The following is an 18524-nucleotide window of genomic DNA, read 5'->3' as shown; positions in this document are numbered from 1 at the left end:
TACATATATGCAAATATATAAATTACAAAATGTAAAAAACAAATTTTAATTAAATTATGTATAACATATTAATCGCTTTTATTAATTATCTTTGCCTTAACGCGCCTAATGCGCTATTATGTAATATATATGGAACCGAATTCTTCGCTCATAGAACATCTGAACACAATTGATACTTCTTCACTTGTAGATCGTGCAGAAAAAGAAATCATCAATCTTTTTGTCAATCAAGGCTTAAAGGTTGGAGATGCTTTACCTAAGGAAATTGAACTGGCAGAAACCCTTGGTGTAAGTCGTACGGTTGTTCGCGAGGCCATGTTGCGGTTGCGTATGGTCGGATTGATCGAGTCCAAAAAACATCGCGGAGCTGTTTTAACGAGTCCAGATCTTATAAAGCCCCTACGCAAATCGCTTTATCCGACCATCATGGAAAACAAGACCTTACAGGATCTTTTTGAAATGCGTATGGTGCTGGAGGTGGGTATGGCGGATATTCTCTTTGAACATATACAAGAAAAGGACATTGAGGAATTGGAAGCGATTGTTGCAAAAGAACCTATAGATGCAGATAATACTATTTTCGACATTGAAACTGAAATTGCCTTCCATGGTAAGCTTTACGAAATAACTGGAAATACGATTCTCAAAGACTTTCAGAACATGCTATTACCTGTTTTTCAGTATGTACACAGCAGTGGCTTACTGACCAGTCCCAGCCCATCGAAAAGCTTTATCTCACACCGAGGCCTAGTCGATATCTTAAAGGTGGGTAATGCTGAAGTTTTTCGAAATGCCATGCGCAAGCATCTTGATAATCATTATCAGCGACTCTTTTTATATAAGAAATCTATTGGATAATCTGTTTAACAGGATTGATTCACTTTACTATAGAAAGCCCGATTATATGATTGGGCTTTAAGCACCTACTAAAGCTACCAAGAGTATACACTTAATTGTTGCCTTAAATTCCATAATTATAGTATAAAAATAGATTACCTCTCCTTATTGTCATTTTAATCCACATCAAAAATACATAGCGGTATGATATAAAAAAGTAAATTCAATCATTTACTATTTTATGTAATACATATTAATCATTATCTTAGTCAGCATTATAATCTTTGCTAAGTCTATACTATTTTTCAAATAGCATAGGTTAAAAAACTTGATACATTCAATTTAAACCGAAAACACCATGAGAATCAGGATCTTTTTATTTGCTGTACTCGCAACATTTCTGCATAAAAATACATTTGCACAAAAAAAGCCCAATATCATTATCATTATTTCCGATGATCATGCCTATCAGGCAATAGGCGCCTATGGTTCGAAATACGGAAAAACACCACAGATAGATCGCATTGCTGCTCAGGGTGCTCTATTTAAAAATGCGTTTGTAAACAATTCCATCTGCGGACCATCCCGGGCTACATTATTGACGGGCAAGTACAGCCATAAAAATGGATTCAAAGATAATGAGACCTCTGAGTTTGACTTTAGTCAGGATCTTTTTGTCAAACAGCTCCAAAATATAGGTTACAATACCGCTTGGGTGGGTAAAATTCACTTAGGAGACAAGCTTCAAGGTTTCAACTATTATGATATTCTTGTTGGTCAGGGAACTTATTTTAATCCAGATTTTATCAGCAAAGAGGGGCGCAAACGCAACGAAGGGTATGTATCCGATATCGTAACCGAAAAAGCGATCGATTGGCTAGATACGGTAGATGCGAATAAGCCCTTTTGTTTAGTCATCGGTCACAAAGCTACACACCGTACTTGGATGCCGGATCCAAAGGACTTTGGCAGCTATGATTCTGTAAAATTTACCTTGCCAACTACTTTTTACGACAATTATCAAAGTAGAACTGCTGCGGCATTGCAAGAAATGTCTATTGACAAGGATATGAAAATGGGCTACGATCTCAAAATGTTCAATTCGCTGGAAGACATGATGGCCGACGGTAATTTCAAGCGGATGAACCAAGCTCAAAAAGACAGCTATATCGCCTATTATCGTCCTATTTATGAGCAATTGAAACAAAATAATTTGACAGGAAAACAGCTCGCCGAATGGAAATTTAGACGATATATGATTGATTATCTCAATACTGCCCAATCCATGGACCGCAACATCGGGAAAGTATTGGATTTTTTAGATCGAAAATCCCTCGCTGAAAATACAATTGTGATCTATCTTTCAGACCAAGGTTTTTACATGGGTGAACATGGCTGGTTCGACAAACGTTGGATGTATGAGGAATCCTTTCGTACACCAATGGTCATGCGGTACCCGGCTCTATTACATCCAAACTCAACCATAAATGCTAAAATTGTCAACGCTGATATCGCTCCCACGTTATTGGAATTAGCTGCTATCAAAAAACCGAAGGACATGCAGGGTGAATCTTTTGTGCATGTCCTGAAAAATAACAGCGAGGAACATCGAAAAGAGCTGTTCTATCATTATTTTGAAAATGGCGAACACGCCGTGAGCCCTCATTTTGGTGTTCGTGACGACCGTTATAAATTGATTCGCTACTATAAAAGGATTGAAAACTGGGAGCTCTTTGACCTTCAAAAGGACTCCAATGAACTTCATAATGTCTACAAGGATCCAGCCTATCAAAGCGTCGTCAAACGGATGAAAAAGAAACTTATCACGCAAATGCGCCAATTTGATGATAAAGAAGCAGAAGCTATTTACAAAATCAACATCGACCAATAATGTCATGAGGGTATCCGATCTACTGGATACCCTCTTTTTAATGCTATACCCTTTTTCAAATTGCTGATCAAAATGCTAGCTATATCGTGAACACAATAAGATTATCGCAAAAAGATTGCCCTTCAGACAAATAATGCAAAAAATATTGTAACAAATAAAATCCGCAATCGATTGTTTTTTAAATAAATTTTCATTTATAGTATAAAATTCATTTCTTTAATATTGTATTAAAATGATTTTACATTTAATCATTTTAATACAATATAGCCAAGATATACGTACTTAAATTTTATGAAAATTTACTTTATTTTAATTTTATTACTCACCGCAACTATAGCTATAGGCCAGTCGAAGGGAAAAGTTCTCGGGACGGTATTTGCTCAAAATGCGGAACCATTAGAAAAAGCAACTGTAACGATTCTCAATTCAAAAGACTCTTCCGTGGTTTCCTATCTCCTTACTGATACAAAAGGTAAGTTTGAATTTGTTAAAATTCCCACAGGGACCGCATTAACACTTTTTATTTCACATGTTAATGCAAACCCATTTCGTCAAGAATTCAATATTCCCAATGGAGAAAATTATGATTTCGCTCAATTAAAGCTCGATTCCAAAAGTCTCGATGAAGTAGTCGTCAATATTGTTCCCCCCGTACGGATGAATAAAGATACCTTAGAATATAACACAAACTTCTTCAAAACTCGTCCCAACGCCAACGTAGAGGAATTACTCAAAGAACTACCTGGTCTACAAGTTAATATGGATGGTTCGATTTACTATCAAGGGAAAGAAGTTTCAAAAGTAAAAGTAAATGATAAGGATTTCTTTTCGAGCGATCTGCGCATTGCTACACGGAATCTGGACGCTTCCCTTATTAAAACTGTACAGGTGTACCGCGATAAGGGTGAAACAAAAAAGGATAATGAGGACGAAGATAAGCTGCCGATCACGATTAATTTAAAATTTAAGAAAGATTTCCTCAGAGCTAGCTTCGGTAAGCTCTATGGCAGTGTCGGCAACCGGAGTAGATATGAGGCGGGCGGTTTATTCAATACATTTAAGGATACACTCCAGCTGAGTTTAATCGGTTTTGGAAATAACATTAACCGCCAAAGTTTTGACTACAATGAATTGAACCAAGAAGCTGGGCTTGGTCGTTCCGAAAATTATGGTTTTGATAATTTTGGAGGTAGAAACTATTCAGGTAAAGCCAACGATATTGGCTTAGGATTTAACCTCAACAATGACTGGGGAAAGAAAACCAAGTTGAATATCATGTATATGCTGAAATATAATAAAGCCGAAAATCAGAATACAGGCAATCAAATCTCTTTATTCGACCAGGAAAAACAATATTCAGAATCCAATTACCAACGACAGGAGAGATCTGTTGGGCATAATATCAAAACCCTGCTGCGTCATCGCATGGACACCACAGCCTACTTTGAATTTACACCGAGTTTGGGTATCAATGCAAAAAACAGTTCAACCTTCGGAATGAACCGCTCCTATACGGATCTCAAAAAACTAAATGACGCAACAGGTACAGGGGGGGATAATGAAAATACCCTGAACTATTCACATGGTTTCTATATCGAAAAGCAACTCCATAAAAATCATATTGTATCATTTAGAAATACGGTTTCCATCAATACCAATGAAAAGACCGACAGCTCTTTCCAGCTTACCAATATATACGATACAGCGAATCCTCAAACTAGTCTATGGCATAAAAACCTAACACAAAATAATTCCAACAATCTCTATTTTAGTGCTGCCTATTACAATAAAACTATTAAAAAACTCAACTTTGATTATTATTTAACCTATGTCACCAACCGGCAGGGACCACAGGAGAGTGTGTACATCAACCGTGACAGTACGGGAGAAGTACATGCTGCTCCCTATGAAAATAGTTACCGTTACAAATACCAGGATTATATTACGGGGATTATATTTTACTGGAGACCAACCAAAGATTTCAATGTAAAGTTTGGAACAGCCTATCAAGTAAAGGCAAATCATTTTGATTTACTTAAAATCAATTCGGTCGAGAAATCATCTTTAGGCTACTGGCTTCCCAATATTAACATCCGTTATAAAGATCTAAACCTCGGCTGGTACAAAGATCTCGAGTCTCCCGAACTCTACGGAATTCAACAGCTCGTCATGGATCTAAATCCATTGTATACGCGAAAGACATCTTTTATATTCAACAATATCGAAAAACAGAATGTTAGTATATCCTACTATAAGTATACCTCGAAATTGCAGTTTAATGTCAATGGGAATATCAATTATGTCAATAACAGCATCGGGAGCCGTAGCTGGCGAAACAACAATACAGGACAAATGACCACCCAGATGTTTCTCGCTGGCTCAAAATATAACTATAGTGCCTATACTTACCTGAGATACAACCTAAAAGCTAATAAAAATTGGTCATTCTATCTATCGCAAAACAACAATATCTACACCTATGAAAATTATAGTTCCATCAATGATGTTGATAATAAAGGGACCAATATAGGGATTAATGCCAGCCAACGATTTTCCGCGACGTGGAAAAACATGGTGACGATATCACCACAGTACACTTATTCTTGGAACAAAAACATAAATTCGGTAAAAGATAACCCCGACTTTATTGAATCAACCTATTCTACACATAAAATTGGCGCAGGATTGAATATTAATCCGATCCACGGGTTTTCATTGGAATCTACCTACTCGCTACATAACCGGGCCAGCGGATTGAGTGGAAGAAAAAACTACCATATCTTAAATGCTTCAGTCTATTACACATTGAAAAACAATTCACAGCTAAAATTGACTGGCTTTGACATATTGAATCAGAATACCCAAAATTATTGGGGCAGTCAGGGCAACAGGACGTATTTTGGAAATTCACTAACATTAAAACAATATTTTATGGTAGGTTATATTCACAAGTTTAATATTGTCAAAACAAAGAAATAGATCAGGTAAAGAGCTGAAGCTTGTTCATAACAACGATAAAAATAATCATTACAATCTTTCAATATTCGATATCTTACTTTTCATTTCTTCAAGTTCAGCTCGTGATAAACGTTGCTTTTCAGAATAGCTATCTGCATGTTGCTCGCGCAATTTGCGCAGGCCCTTTCGGCTATCCGCTTCATAATCGTTTAGGTCAAAGGTAACAGAGTCCGTCGTTAAATTGGCGATGCGATAAAGGGTACGCATGGTTTTTCCATCTTTTGTATAGGAAATCTCATACACATCGCCAACCTTTGGATCTTTCAGGTATTTTTCCTTCTTTTTTGCACCGGAAATTCCTGCTATAACAATAGCGGATACAAAAAGTCCAATCAGAACTAAGCCCGCAAAATATCCAATAGGTGTTTTACGGATAGTTCCCGATGATATGGACTGAAGTGTTTGTGGGTCGATTTCACGTTGATAACTTAGCTTTTTGCAATGGGTACACATGGTAATAATCTCCGAGGCATATGGAAATAGGGGTATCCAAAAAATATGAATGTACTTCACTTGTCTGTATGCAAAAAGAGACTGAGCAGTACCACAATATGCACAGTTGCCAATCGCCGATTGCGATCTGTTAGCTAATACCTTTGTTCTTGTACCAAAAATAATCATTGCGTTATACGTTTTATTACATGGAATCGCTGAACAAGAATATTGCCCTTTCCTATTCAAGAATACGAAGATTTACAATTCGTACGTCGCCGTTTATGATTCGTATCCGCCAATCAATATTCTGATAAGCAACATATTGCATAGAACATATGAAGGTATTCCGGAAAAAAAACGAACTTGATTAATTAGCCTCCCCCCTCCTTTAACGACCACATCTCATCATTCTGACTCAAAAATTACAAAAAACAAAAAAACAAAGTATAGTTATCAGGTAGATTTTATATATTTGCATTAACATTTTTTAACACATGAAACAGCATACAGATAATATCCTTGAAAAACGAATGTCCTAAGGGGATGTTTTACAGGTAAATTTCAAATATCTCCTATAACCCAACTCAAATAATAAACTCACTATTATAATTAATATGGCAAAAAATAACATAAATTTTGTCGTAATGGCCGCGCTTTGTCTTAGTACTGGCGCGCTATACGCACAAACCACTATAAAGGGAAAGGTAGTCGACAACAACAACAATCCTATCCAAGGGGCTACAGTTACCGAAACAAGTAGCAAAAAGCAGGTTCAAACAGATGCAAATGGATTATTTGAGTTCCCTTCGACTGGAAGCTCACTCAACATCAGCATTCAATACATTGGCTTTGAAACTAGGACTGTTCAAACCAATCCTACAGGTTTCACCACTGTTCAACTTTTGCCAACGACTTCACAACTCGACGAAGTCGTTGTGACGGCATTAAATATCTCGAAGGAAAAAAAGACATTGGGATATTCTATTCAGGAGCTGAAAGGAAAGGACCTTTCGGAAGCTAAAGAAAGTAATTTAGTCAATTCACTTGCAGGAAAGGTTGCAGGCGTTCAGGTAACAAATAGTCAAGGTAACATGGGGTCCTCCCGGATTATTATCCGCGGAGAAACATCAATTGCGGGAAATAATCAGCCATTATTTGTGATCGACGGAACCCCCGTTGATAATTCCCAGTTGGGTACGAGCGGTAATCGGGATTATGCTAATGCAATCTCAGACATCAACAGTGAAGATATTGAATCGATCAGTGTACTAAAAGGACCCAATGCCGCTGCATTATATGGTTCAAGGGCCGCCGCAGGTGTAATTTTGATTACAACAAAATCCGGAAAAAAACGCAAAGGACTAGGAATAAACATCAATTCAAATAATACAATCGAACGGCTTGCCGTTTTACCCGATTATCAAAATGTTTTTGGACAAGGTGCCGATGGAAAATTTAGCTATGTAGATGGCAAGGGCGGCGGGATAAATGATGGTGTGGACGAAAGTTGGGGGCCAAAGATGGACGGCAGACTGATTCCTCAGTTTTATTCCAATGGTGAAGCCGTGCCCTTTGTAGCACATCCAGATAACGTCAGGAGTTTCTTTGGTACGGGAAGAACTTTAAATAATGGTATTTCAATTGCCGATGCAACGGACAAAATTGATTACCGTTTCTCGTATAATAATAGCAATCAAACGGGGATTGTTCCAAATTCTTCCATTGAAAAAAACAATTTCAATATTAATACACGTTATAAAATCACAGAAGATCTAACCCTTACGGCCAACGCAAACTATGTACGAACGAATTCTGGTAATTTACCCGGTGTAGGCGGTTTCCGTTCGAATGGTTACATGTTACAATTTACGTGGTTTGGAAGACAAGTGGATGTTTCGCGTCTAAAAAATTATCGGGATGCTAACGGCAATCTAGTCAATTGGAACAATAGTTATTATAGCAACCCTTATTTCATTGCGGAAGAGAATACGGTTCAGCAGCAGCGCGACCGCATTTTTGGCAATATTGGTTTGAACTATAAAATCAATAAGCATTTGACGGCAAACTTCCGTACAGGTAACGATTATTATACGGATCGGCGTAAAATTAGAATCGCATATGGCACGAACGGTACGCCTTATGGCTCTTACGAAGAGGATGCTTACACCGTAAATGAAAATAATACGGAGTTTACTTTAAATTATAACCGTCCCCTTTCCAATGATTTCACATTGGACATCCTAGGGGGTGGAAATATACGAAGCCAGTCCCGACAACGGAATAACCAAAAGGCACCGCGTTTGGCAGTACCTGACGTATACACACTGGCAAACTCGAGAGATGCTCTGATCTCAACGGGTGAGTATAGTCCCTTGAAAGCTTACAGCATTTTTTCTTCCGCACAATTAGGCTATAAAAATTATGCCTTTTTGAATCTGACGGCACGAAATGATTGGTCTTCAACTTTACCCGTTGATAACCTATCTTATTTCTACCCATCAGCAAACGCAAGTATCGTATTGACAGATGCTCTTGCTATTCAAAGCAATGTACTTTCTTTTTGGAAATTACGTGGCGGATGGTCTAAAGTAGGTAAAGACACCGATCCATTTAATTTAATAGATTCTTATCTTTTTAGTGCGCCTTATGGAAATAGCCCGCAATTATCAGTCAATGACATCAAGAAAAATCCAGATCTAAAACCTGAAACAACAACCTCGACGGAATTAGGTACCGAGTTGGCCTTCTTCAAAAGTCGGGTACGTTTGGATCTAAGTTTATATGATATCAATAGTATCAATCAAATCTTAAGCGTTGATGTTAGCCCTTCAACAGGTTACAAAAAACAACTTGTCAACGCCGGAAAAATCAATAATAAAGGGTTGGAAATTCAACTCGGTGTTACCCCGTTAAAAAAACAGGATTTTCAATGGGACATCAATGTAAACTTTGCGACGAATAAAAGTAAAGTCGTAGAATTAGATGATGCCGGATTATTAAAAAGCTATACGATCGGTTCTTCGGGAACAGTACAGGTCTTGGCTGCAGTCGGAAAACCCTATGGAACTCTCTACGGAACCGGCTTTTTGCGAAATGACGCTGGACGTATTATTGTGAATGCCGATGGGACACCTGCTACCGACCCTGTCAACCACTATTTTGGAAAATTTACACCAAACTGGTTAGGTGGTATTACTAATCAATTCCGTTACAAAGACTTTGACCTAAGCTTTTTGATCGACATCAAACACGGTGGAAAGCTGTATTCTGGCACGAATGCTACAGGTACAGGAACAGGAGTATTAGCCTCCACGCTTCCAGGAAGGGATGCTGAGCATGGCGGTTTGAGCTATACGGTGAACGGTATAACGTACGATGACGGTATTATTGCAGATGGCGTTAATGCAGATGGTTCGGAAAACACGAAGGTTGTTTCGGCACAACAATATTATAAAACGTTATATAGAACCAATGAAGCAAATGTATTCGATGCTTCCTATGTCAAGTTGCGCGAGGTAAAACTAGGTTACCAATTACCCAATCGCTGGATTTCCAAAATTGGTTTTCAGGGAGCATCTTTCTCTTTAGTAGGTCGTAATTTGTGGATTATTCATAAAAATGCACCCAACATTGATCCGGAAACAGCTTTTAACACAGGAAATGCCCAAGGTTTGGAAAGTTTGCAATTGCCCACTACAAGAAGCTTTGGTTTCAATTTGAACCTGAAGTTTTAAGAAAATGAAACAATCGGATTAAAAATAGAACAAAACTTACGGATTTATACAAGTAACTGGCAATTAACAAAGCAAATAAGGTACAAGTACCGTTGATAACAGCTAATTGATAAACAAATAACGATAGAAAATGAAAATAAATAACAAACATATAGCAGGACTTTTTCTCTTACTGGGCCTAACGGCGTCCTGTAAAGACGAGTTGGCAAAAGTAAACCAAAATCAGAATGAAGCAGAAACTCCTCAGCCGGCCTACCTGCTAACCAGTACGATTAAAACGACAACAGATAGCTACTGGGGTATAAGTAACAACCTCGCGTCTAGCTTGTTATTTGTTCAACATTGGGCGAGAATACAGTATACTGATCCCGATCGTTACATCTTTACAAATAATGATTTTAACGAGGGTTGGTCTACCTGGTACTCGAAAAGCATTAGCCAATTGAAAATCATTCAAAAACTGGCGGCAAGCACAGGAAATGACAACTATAAGGGGGTGGCAATCGTCCTACAATCTTGGGTATTCTCGCTACTTACGGACGCTTATGGTGAAATACCTTACACAGAAGCGGGAAATATTGACGTTTATCTTACACCACATTACGATACGCAAGAAAAAGTATACACAGGCTTATTAAACGATCTGAAAAGTGCTCAGGCTTTATTAAATCCGAGTGGAAAAAATATTGAAGGAGACATTATTTATAACGGTAAGATCGCACAATGGAAGCGTTTTACAAATGCCCTCCGTCTACGTATTGCTTTACGTATCGCAGACCGATTACCAAACCTCTCCAAAACAACATTACAGGAGATCGCTGCAGAAGGAAGTGGCTATTTGACTTCAAATGCAGACAATGCACAGCTCATCTATCGCGACGCTCCCTATCGTAATCCGGTCAGTGCATCGTTTGAAGCGCGGGAAGACTATAGAGTCAGTAAGACAATTGTCGACAAATTGCGTTCACTTAACGATCCGCGCTTAGGTATTTACGCCGATACAACCACTACCTCAACGCCAGAAAAATATATCGGCGTACCAAATGGTTTAACGGCAAGCGACGCCAGTAACTTAGGATTCGCCCGTACTTCAAGACCTGGTATCTATTTTAGAGACCCACATGCTCCAGCAGTAATCTTAAGCTTTTCGGAAACACTTTTTGGTTTGTCAGAAGCAGTCAGCAGAGGATTTATTACAGGTGACGCAGCAGACTACTATCAGAAGGCAATCCGTGCTTCTTTGGAGCAATACAACGTTGGCAATGATCAAATCGTTAGCTATCTCAGCCAGGCAGCCATTAAGTTCGATTCCAATAGCTACAAAAAATCCATTGGCGAACAAAAATGGATTGCATTGTATGGACAGGGCTTAGAAGCCTTTGCAGAATGGCGTAGGTTAGATTATCCGCAATTAACACCAGCGAAAGCTGGTGCTTTAAATGGCAAAATTCCTTTGCGTTTTCTCTACCCGGGAACCGAACAATCACTCAATGGAACGAGCTATCAGGAAGCCATAGCACGTCAGGGTAGCAATACATTACTCACTAAATTGTGGTTTGATGTAGAATAAGCATAAATTCAAACAATTTCAAAGAAGCGGAAGAAGTTATTTTTCCGCTTTTTTTCTGTAGATTTCTTATCTTCGTATAGCACTCTAAAGAATAAAATGCTATGGACGATCAAACATTAGACAGAATAGACCAACTTAGCGAGGAAGGAAACATCCAATGTGATGAAGGCAACTATCAGGAAGCAATTCGGGTGTGGACCGAAGCGCTTGATCTAGTCCCTAGTCCACAAAATGTTCATGCGGAAAGCCTCTGGCTCGAAGCTTCCATTGGAGATGCCTTTTTCTTAATGGACGATTTTCGCAATGCCCTCTCCCATTTTGAAAAGGCAAAACAGAACATTATCGAAAATGCCTATGAAAACCCTTTTATCATGCTGCGCTTAGGACAGTGCTATTTGGAAGACAATAATAGCGAGTCTGCCCAGGAATATCTTCTCCGCGCCTATATGATGGAAGGAAGAGACATTTTTGACGATGAATCACCTAAGTATCTTAAATTTTTAGATGACAATATCGATTTGGATTGATAATAATTCGTCAAAACGAATCGATTACTTCGCCAACTTCCATAGGAAGATCAGACTCAAGAATGGAGGCTCCTTCCGCAAATATGGCCTTATACTTCTCGCCACGTTCTGCCTTTGTCTTCAATTTATCGTAGGTAGGTGCTGCTGAAATCATGCACATCACACCCTTTCTGTTGAAAAATTGATACATCGCCTGATTGGAATCCTTTAGTTCTGGCCCGATATAGACAATCATACGATCGTAGGGTAATCCAGCGGATTTAAACTTCTCCAATGCAGCTTGATCTTTGATATGCATGGACATATACTGTTCTGGATTCTGCGCCAAATAAAACGCTGCCTGTTCAGTATTATGTACCGTAACCCACACCCAACTGTAGGCATTGTATTTTTTTAGTATTGCTGCTGTAGCCGCCAATGGTAAATCTTTTTTATCTAAGTTGAGGATAGTTTTACCCTTTGCCCATTTAATAACTTCATCAAGTGTGTTAATACCATAGTTGGTCACATTTCCAGCCTGATCCTTTAGCTTCAGTTTACGCAATTCATCCCAGGTATAGTCTGCTATTTTTCCTTTTCCATTTGTGGTTCGATCCAATGTCGCATCATGCATCAAGATAGCAACACTATCCTTGGTATAACGCGGATCGATTTCAAAAATAGCCGGTGTTTTTTGCAGTACGGCCTCAAATGCCGCAATCGAATTTTCTGGAAGCCCAGCCTCAATCGTTCCCCGATGACCACTGACAATTTTTTTGTCGCTAGCATAGGTAAAATAAGCTCGCATCGCCTGTGGAGAAGCAAACGCAAGTGAGTGGATTTTTTGCCCGACGACGATTGAGTACGACGAAACAAAAAGAAAAAAAGCAAAAAATGTTCTTCTCATGAATTTATAATTACGTTAAAATTTCTTAGCCTGCGACACACAAAAACAGTATGCTAAAATAATCATCCAAGATCAATAAATCTTTAATAAAGCATTTAATTCGTGTAAACCCCAGCCCGTAAACATTTGCTTACCAATTCATACGCATCAAGTGCGACAAAATGAACTTGAAAATCACGACCTAACATCTGTAAAAATCAAAAAAATAACGTATAGCTGTTGGCACAACTATAAAATAAACTATATTTGCACATTAATTTATATTTGATCTAAATAAATTACCATGAAAAACGGAACACGCTATATGATGTTCAGCAGTGGAATTCTTTTGCTTTTAAGTGCTCAGCTACATGCACAAGAATTATCCCTTATCGTAAAAGACAGTGACAATAAACCATTAAGTCAAGCGAATATCAAAGTCGACGGAAAAAGCGTCGGCTATTCCAATCAATCCGGGCAATTCATTTTTGCAAAAAGACCGTTGAATAATCCCATTCAATTGCGTGTGTCTTATACAGGCTTTTCAACAGTTGAAAAAATGGTTAATTTAGATACCGTTCAACAGCCCCTGTTATTTCAGCTCAATTCTACTCAACTTTTAGATGAAATTATCGTAACAGCTGGACGCAAAGCGGAGAACATTTCAACTGTTCCTTCTTCAGTTTCTATTTTAACCACAAAAGAAATCGAAGCTCAAAGTCAAATAAGCACCAATCTTTCCACAATCTTGGGTAATACCATCCCTGGCTTGGGAACCTCAACCAACAAAGCGACCAATTCTGGACAAACACTGCGTGGGCGATCTGTACTGGTGTTGATTGACGGGATCCCGCAATCTACACCTTTGATGAATGGACAACGTGATCTCCGGACCATTGACCCGAGTGTCATCGAGCGCGTGGAGGTTATCAAAGGTGCCACATCCATCTATGGAAATGGATCGGCAGGCGGGATTATCAATTACATTACACGCAATCCCTCCAAAGACGCTGCAGCTATCCAAGGAATCACCAGTCTACGAACAACATTCAATCCCGTACACAGCGCCGGCACCATGGGATATCGCATAGGACAAACCTTGTACGGACAAAAAAACAGATGGAATTATACCGTTAGCGGTTCGGCCGATTACGTTGGCCTGCAGCGCGATGGCGACGGAGTTCCCCTTGGTCAGACAGACGGTCTTTCGAACACCTATCAATATAATGCGTTTTTAAAGGCCGGATACCGTATCGATAGTAGCTCCACTATTACGGCAGTATACAACTTCTACAGAAGTAACCAACACAACAGATACATCAGCCAAACAGGTGTATATGGTCAAACGCCAACGATAGGCGTAAAAGGCGATGATCCAGGTAAACCTGCCGGAACTCCGTATAACCACAATGCCATGTTGACCTATACTAAAAGTAATCTATTCGCTTCGACATCCTTAACTGCTTCTGCATACTACAATACATTTCGATCCATGAACCGTTATGTCGAGAAAGCTTCTGCATGGTACGGTCCGGGACAAACACAGATCAACTCGGAGAAAAAAGGCCTACGCGTTAACCTAAACACACCTTTCCAGGTATTGGGTTCCAATGCGGATATCACCTATGGTGTGGATTTATTAAATGATGTTACGGATCAAAATCTGACCGACGGCAGGGTCTATATTCCCTATATGAACATGTTAAACGTCGCTCCATACGCCCAGGTAAAAATTGATTTCCTAGAAAATTTAATCTTTAAAGGCGGTGTACGTTATGAAAATGCAACAGTCAAAATCAAGGATTTCCATACCATCGCTACAGGTCCCAACAACGAAGGCAGTATTGCCGTAAAAGGAGGTACAATTCCCTACAAAGGAGCGACCTTCAATGCAGGTTTGCGTTACAACAAATTCGCGATCTTTAATCCCTTCGTGAGTTTCTCACAAGGTTTCGCGATCAATGAACTTGGCCGTATTGTGCGTCGGGCAACAGATAATGATTTAGATAGCCTAAAAACTGACCCTATCATCACCAATAATTACGAAATCGGATTCTCAAGCAATTACAGCATTTTCCAGCTATCAGCATCTTATTACTACAGTACTTCAAAAATGGGCGTTGAACTGGTGGACATTGGTGGTTACCTGATGCCACAACGCCTCCCAGAAGATGTGTACGGATACGAAATTGCATTAAGCGCTCATATTTCGCCTCAATTGACCATCGGTGGAACCTATGCCTATGTGGAAGGAAAGTCAAAAAAAGACGATGGATCAAAATCCTACCTCAATGGTTCACGGATCTCGCCAGATAAAGCAACAGGATACATCTATTACACGCCAATCAAACCCTTAACCTTTCAGCTTTTTTGGGTGCATACCGGGTCCCGGGATCGCTTTCTTCCAAACGATAAAGGCGTATACAAAAACAGCGAAGGCCCAGTTAAGACTGTTGACCTATTTAACTTAAATGGAAATTACCAAGTAAACAAACAATGGTCTATCGGTATGGGTGTAGAAAACTTATTCAATAAAAACTATTACCCTGTTGTCAGTCAATATCGTGCCTTAAATGAAGAATACGTCAAAGGACAAGGTATGTTGGCCTCATTTAACATCAACTATAAATTTTAATATGTTTAAGACCGTCATTCTTTGGTTGCATAAATGGCTCGGAATCATCACCGGAGTTGTGGTATTCATCCTAAGCCTGACGGGCAGCATATACACCTTTCAGGATGAGCTCAAGCTCTGGGCTTATCCTGAAAAATATTTTATCTCCGATACAACCATCCTCTCAAAAACTCCACTACCATTAAGCACACTTCTTGACAGCGCACAGAAAAGCCTCAAAAAAAATCAAAAAATTACGCGGGTTGATCTCTATCCTTCGAAGAATCGTACCTGGGTATTTCGTGCCATAAAAACGGACGAAAAAGCATTTGGCCATTGGAATTATTACCGCTATTACAAACGCGTTTTCATCAATCCATATACTGGCCAGGTACAGCAAGTAGAAAATTCAAAAACAGAATTCTTTCAACTGGTGCTTCAGCTTCACCTCAATCTCCTCTTGGGCAAGCAATATGGCCACCCTATCGTCGCCTGGTCAACGGCCATTTTTGTACTTATCTTACTTAGTGGCATTGTTCTTTGGTGGCCAAAAAAATGGAAGGGCAAGAATCTCAAACGCAGTTTTTGGCTCGATACCAAAGTAAAATGGAAGCGACTGAACCACGACCTCCACAATGTCATTGGATTTTACAGTTTATTTATCGGATTGATTTTTGCCATTACGGGACTCGCTTTTGCTTTTCCGGATTTTAAAAAGACCTATAGCGCAACATTCAATTTATTGCAGTCGCCAACAGCTTCTTCCACACGTAGCTCCCCTATACCCTTGCCCGCTGTGGAAAAGAAATTTCAGGACAATGCGCTGCGGTATGCCTTGACAAATTATCCGGATGCTGAAATGATGTCGATCCGACTAAAAAAAGAAACCGAAACAGCAATGGATATACAGGTGAGACATCATGAAAAACGAAGCGGTGTATTTGACTGGCTTTATTATAATAAAGAAGAAAACAGTCTTACAGCAGTCAAATCCAGCAACGAATTGCAGTATGGGGATAAGCTCAGTGCACTTAACTATGATATTCATACCGGTGCCATCGGTGGACTCATAACAAAAATTATCGCTTGCCTTTCCAGTCTCTTTTGTGCTTCCTTGCCCATCACAGGATACATCATCTGGATGAACAAAAGCAAAAAGAAGAAAAAGAAAGGTTATCAACACAATGTTAATAAGTACTGTTAATAACTGTATTTTTCTTTTAAACAGGTTTTCAACAGCGTTATTAACATAATGTGGAAAACTAACCCTCACCCTATTTACCCGACACAATCTCTTGACCAAATTTACAGGAACACGATAAGCCAGCTGAAAAAATACCATACGAGAGAAAAAAGATGACAACCTTTAAATCGAGAAGAGTCCAGCGCGAAGCAGGATCAACAGGGCGACACTAAAAAAAGGAAGCATTCTTCAACATAAGGAACCACAATATAGAGCCTAAAAAGAAGGGCGAGCGGGAAAAAAGAAAATCCGATGCACAGGGTACACCGGATTTCTTCAATAATAAACCAACAACTAACTTTACAGATTCGGGTTCCGCACAGTCTCTTCGTATGGGATAGCAAACAAATAATAAGGGCTATTTTCCACAAAATTAGATCCATTAGGAAACTTAATAACCCGGTGCCCCTGCCCGTTCACTAGCTTCGGTTTGCCATCTGCACCCACAATTTGGACTTGAATAGGCTTGCCGTCTGCATCAACATAAGATTTTCGTGCAACCTTTCCTTGTGTCCGAAGAATATCCGACAGGGCAAATCCTTCCCCCCAAAGCTCTTTTCGTCTTTCAATCAGGACCGCTGCAATTAATTGATCCGTATCATTTCCTGAAAACAGCTTTGCATTCCTCGCTGCACGCAACTTATTCAAGGCTGCTACTGCTTTATCTTTTTCACCAGCCCGTGCGTACCCCTCGGCAGCGATCAAAACCATTTCCGAAGCACGCATATACACAATGTCACCGATCAAATTCGATTTAAACTTAAACTTCTTATACCGTAGAAAGCCCTCCCGACCGGGTAAATTATCCCATTCAAATAAAGCGTAACGCACATCACTGGTATCGAATAAATCTTTAAAATAAGGATCGGCCATAAAACTATAGTAATAAGATCCAGCTGACGAAACATCCAAATAATGAAATGTATAACTTGCCACATTTTGCTCGTTAGTCTGCTGATGCCCCCAAATCCACTCGCTATTTCCAAGATCATTAAAACCCGCCTGATAATCTGACGGAGTCATTAAATTATACTTCTGAGCTGCTTTTTCAGCATACGCTGCCGCCAGTTTCCATTCGCCCACCTGCAGATAAGTCCGAGCGAGCAAACCATAAACAACCTCTGCATTGATTTCGTATTTATCCGCTCGACCAGCAGAAGCCAACAAGCTTTCACTGTCTTTGAGATCTTTCAAGATAAGTTCATACACTTCTGCCTGTGTTGACCTTGATTTTCCTTCAGTCGATAGTGTACTGGGTTCGGTATAAATCGGAACAGATTTCGCATTTTTGTCCTTGAGGTAACTAAACTGATAAAATGTGGCCAGATTTAAGTAGGAAAATGCACGTAATGCTTTAGCTCTTCCCTTTAACACATTTTTAGTTTCAGTAGAGCCTTCGGCCCCATCTACCTTTGCAATGACATTGTTCATGTTATCGATCACCTTATACAACATAATCCAAAAAGAATTGACACGATTTGATCGATTATTTGTCAATTCGGTAAAGGCATAAGCATCACGATAGCCATATTTGGTAGTCACCGCCACATCACTTCCCATCGCATCACTAGTACGCATCACCGCTGTATATCCCGGATTAGCATAGGTAAAATAGGTATCATTTAAATACTTCCAGGTACCGTTGATCACCGTAGCAACATTGTCGGTGTTTTTAAAAACTTCACCTTCAGGCACTGCGGTCGTCGGATCCAGCTCAAGCGCATCCTTACATGATGCATTCACTAGGGAGAGCGCCAATATGATATATACAATTTTTAGTTTCATGATTT

General features: G+C 39.4%; 11 protein-coding genes. 8 read left to right on the top strand and 3 right to left on the bottom strand.

Features of this window, described 5'->3' with window-relative positions; translation table 11 throughout:
* Positions 1 to 129: 129 nt before the first annotated feature.
* The 3 genes from AAH582_RS04795 to AAH582_RS04785 all read left to right on the top strand — a co-directional run bounded on the left by AAH582_RS04795 (position 130) and on the right by AAH582_RS04785 (position 5707).
* Complete coding sequence (locus AAH582_RS04795) at positions 130 to 858, top strand: FadR/GntR family transcriptional regulator (RefSeq protein WP_046674026.1); 729 nt, start codon at positions 130 to 132, stop codon at positions 856 to 858.
* A 337-nt stretch (positions 859 to 1195) separates the two neighbouring features.
* Entirely contained in the window at positions 1196 to 2728 is a 1533-nt protein-coding gene (locus tag AAH582_RS04790; protein ID WP_343321336.1) for a sulfatase family protein, read from the top strand.
* Positions 2729 to 3019: 291 nt separating this feature from the next.
* Positions 3020 to 5707, top strand: coding sequence for a carboxypeptidase-like regulatory domain-containing protein (locus tag AAH582_RS04785; RefSeq protein WP_343321335.1), 2688 nt, complete (start codon positions 3020 to 3022; stop codon positions 5705 to 5707).
* Positions 5708 to 5755: 48 nt separating this feature from the next.
* Here AAH582_RS04785 and AAH582_RS04780 read toward each other — a convergent pair whose 3' ends face one another.
* Entirely contained in the window at positions 5756 to 6367 is a 612-nt protein-coding gene (locus tag AAH582_RS04780; RefSeq protein ID WP_343321334.1) for a hypothetical protein, read from the bottom strand.
* Between the two features lie 428 nt (positions 6368 to 6795).
* Here AAH582_RS04780 and AAH582_RS04775 point away from each other — a divergent pair, with 428 nt between their 5' ends.
* From AAH582_RS04775 to AAH582_RS04765, 3 genes are all read left to right on the top strand, one after another.
* The gene (locus AAH582_RS04775; protein ID WP_053003662.1) at positions 6796 to 9915 is read left to right on the top strand and encodes a SusC/RagA family TonB-linked outer membrane protein; all 3120 of its coding nucleotides are present in this window, start codon (positions 6796 to 6798) and stop codon (positions 9913 to 9915) included.
* Between the two features lie 130 nt (positions 9916 to 10045).
* Positions 10046 to 11485 (top strand): SusD/RagB family nutrient-binding outer membrane lipoprotein, encoded by a 1440-nt coding sequence (locus AAH582_RS04770; RefSeq protein ID WP_046673934.1) that lies wholly within the window; start codon positions 10046 to 10048, stop codon positions 11483 to 11485.
* Between the two features lie 101 nt (positions 11486 to 11586).
* Entirely contained in the window at positions 11587 to 12012 is a 426-nt protein-coding gene (locus tag AAH582_RS04765; RefSeq protein ID WP_046673933.1) for a tetratricopeptide repeat protein, read from the top strand.
* Positions 12013 to 12022: 10 nt separating this feature from the next.
* Here AAH582_RS04765 and AAH582_RS04760 read toward each other — a convergent pair whose 3' ends face one another.
* Entirely contained in the window at positions 12023 to 12898 is an 876-nt protein-coding gene (locus AAH582_RS04760) for a glycerophosphodiester phosphodiesterase family protein (RefSeq protein WP_046673932.1), read from the bottom strand.
* A gap of 283 nt (positions 12899 to 13181) precedes the next feature.
* On the opposite strand from AAH582_RS04760, the gene AAH582_RS04755 reads away from it, so the two are divergent.
* Positions 13182 to 15512 carry a TonB-dependent receptor gene (locus AAH582_RS04755; RefSeq protein ID WP_343321333.1) on the top strand — a complete coding sequence of 777 codons (2331 nt, stop codon included), beginning with the start codon at positions 13182 to 13184 and terminating at the stop codon, positions 15510 to 15512.
* 1 nt (position 15513) lies between these two features.
* On the top strand, positions 15514 to 16695 hold the full coding sequence (locus AAH582_RS04750; RefSeq protein WP_343321332.1) for a PepSY-associated TM helix domain-containing protein: 1182 nt from the start codon (positions 15514 to 15516) through the stop codon (positions 16693 to 16695).
* 339 nt (positions 16696 to 17034) lie between these two features.
* On the opposite strand, the gene AAH582_RS04745 is transcribed toward AAH582_RS04750, so the two are convergent.
* Complete coding sequence (locus tag AAH582_RS04745) at positions 17035 to 18519, bottom strand: RagB/SusD family nutrient uptake outer membrane protein (protein ID WP_343321331.1); 1485 nt, start codon at positions 18517 to 18519, stop codon at positions 17035 to 17037.
* Positions 18520 to 18524 lie beyond the last annotated feature (5 nt).

Origin of the sequence: Sphingobacterium multivorum, assembly GCF_039511225.1 — a bacterium.
Classification (GTDB): Bacteria; Bacteroidota; Bacteroidia; order Sphingobacteriales; family Sphingobacteriaceae; genus Sphingobacterium.
The sequence above is the reverse complement of the archived record's forward strand: the minus strand, read 5'-3'. Positions and strand labels throughout refer to the sequence as shown.

Bases quoted from the DNA above. Each gene is read 5' to 3' on its own strand.
- AAH582_RS04780 (WP_343321334.1), bottom strand. From the start codon at position 6,367: ATGATTATTTTTGGTACAAGAACAAAGGTATTAGCTAACAGATCGCAA.
- AAH582_RS04745 (WP_343321331.1), bottom strand. From the start codon at position 18,519: ATGAAACTAAAAATTGTATATATCATATTGGCGCTCTCCCTAGTGAAT.
- AAH582_RS04785 (WP_343321335.1), top strand. From the start codon at position 3,020: ATGAAAATTTACTTTATTTTAATTTTATTACTCACCGCAACTATAGCT.
- AAH582_RS04790 (WP_343321336.1), top strand. From the start codon at position 1,196: ATGAGAATCAGGATCTTTTTATTTGCTGTACTCGCAACATTTCTGCAT.
- AAH582_RS04765 (WP_046673933.1), top strand. From the start codon at position 11,587: ATGGACGATCAAACATTAGACAGAATAGACCAACTTAGCGAGGAAGGA.
- AAH582_RS04755 (WP_343321333.1), top strand. From the start codon at position 13,182: ATGAAAAACGGAACACGCTATATGATGTTCAGCAGTGGAATTCTTTTG.
- AAH582_RS04795 (WP_046674026.1), top strand. From the start codon at position 130: ATGGAACCGAATTCTTCGCTCATAGAACATCTGAACACAATTGATACT.
- AAH582_RS04760 (WP_046673932.1), bottom strand. From the start codon at position 12,898: ATGAGAAGAACATTTTTTGCTTTTTTTCTTTTTGTTTCGTCGTACTCA.
- AAH582_RS04775 (WP_053003662.1), top strand. From the start codon at position 6,796: ATGGCAAAAAATAACATAAATTTTGTCGTAATGGCCGCGCTTTGTCTT.
- AAH582_RS04770 (WP_046673934.1), top strand. From the start codon at position 10,046: ATGAAAATAAATAACAAACATATAGCAGGACTTTTTCTCTTACTGGGC.
- AAH582_RS04750 (WP_343321332.1), top strand. From the start codon at position 15,514: ATGTTTAAGACCGTCATTCTTTGGTTGCATAAATGGCTCGGAATCATC.